Annotated in this window: 2 protein-coding genes; both read right to left on the bottom strand. The window is 59.5% G+C overall.

The features are described from left to right. The coding region (locus CW742_RS13800; protein ID WP_292421366.1) for a V-type ATP synthase subunit F at positions 1-229 on the bottom strand (229 nt) is incomplete at its 3' end. Continuing rightward, positions 222-1245, bottom strand: a 1024-nt coding sequence (locus CW742_RS13795; RefSeq protein WP_292421364.1) for a V-type ATPase subunit, incomplete at its 5' end; no start/stop codon positions are given. The genes CW742_RS13800 and CW742_RS13795, both read right to left, overlap by 8 nt.

The following is a 1245-nucleotide window of genomic DNA, read 5'->3' as shown; positions in this document are numbered from 1 at the left end:
TCGGGATGATGAGCGGGCGGTGCATCTTCTCGATCCGGTCCATCAGCTTCTCGTCGAGCGAGAGTACGAACTCCTCGTTGACCGCCACTATACCGATGTCGTCCCGGTAGAGCAGCTCGGGGATCACCTTCCTCACCTCCTCATGGGTGGCAGCCTCGATCACGTCCGCCCCTGCAAGCCGGAATCCCGATGCCCGGTCAGCATCCGTCACCACGGCGAGCTTATACATAGACCAGCTCCTCTTTGAGGATATCCGGTGAGACGTCCGCGGTCTTGCACCGGGAGATGACCCGGATGTTGGTCACCTCGTTGTATTTGGCCCAGAAATACCCGATGACCGAGGCAACGCTCAATGGTTCAAGGCGGAAGGCCCCCACCCCTTTTCTGATCAGGAACCTCTCGAGTTCTTTCTCGATGATCGAGATCTTCTGGGACCGGATCGAAGACTCCGGAAGATCGGCGAGGAACCGGTACGGGGTGTTGGCGAGTGTTTTGACCACGTCCTCGATGGAGGAGAGGCAAAGCATCGATCCCAGCTTCCTCTCGTCGAACACCCTGCCGCCGCCGATGAGGTAGCGCCGGGCCTCCTCCGGGTCAACGCGGTCGCGGACCATCCGCAGCACGGTCTTGATGTTGATGACATCCACCTCGAGCCGGAGGATGTCCTGGATGATCTGGTTGTTGTAGCCGGGGCTGTTCACCGAGGCGAGCGCATCGTCGTAATAGTACCGGTCAAGGGCGCATTCGAGGACGGCAAGGTCCTTTGTTTTGAGAAACTCCGGGTATGCCCTGGTCAGGGGCCGGGCATACGGGATCTTCCAGGTTGCGAGGAGATCGACGACCGCCCGGACATCGGGCTGTTTCAACAGCTCGTTCAGGGTCGCCTCATCCATCTCACCCGCAGGAACGAGACACGAGGCGATCTCCTCGCTTGTCACATGGATGTTCTTTCCCCGCAGGATCGTCTTGATGTTCTGGACGTCCCACCGGTGCAGGAAGATGACGATGTAACGCTCCGCCTCTTCCTGCCGTACAAAGTCCTGGACCTTGCGGAAGGTATTCGTGAAGTTATCCCGGAGTGCAGCTTCAATGCACAGGATCCCGTCGAGCCGGCCCTTCGCCCCGATGATATACTCCCGGTACGGGGTATTCTCGAGGTCAGCGATGAGCGACGGGAGATCCGGCTTTGTAATGAGGTCATCCATCTCGCGGCGGGTGAGGAGCCGGCTCTTCATCCCCCGCATC

This window comes from Methanoregula sp. (assembly GCF_002835825.1).
In the GTDB taxonomy this organism is placed as follows: Archaea; Halobacteriota; Methanomicrobia; order Methanomicrobiales; family Methanospirillaceae; genus Methanoregula.
Note: the sequence above shows the minus strand (reverse complement) of the source record. Positions and strands in the feature narration are given on the sequence as shown.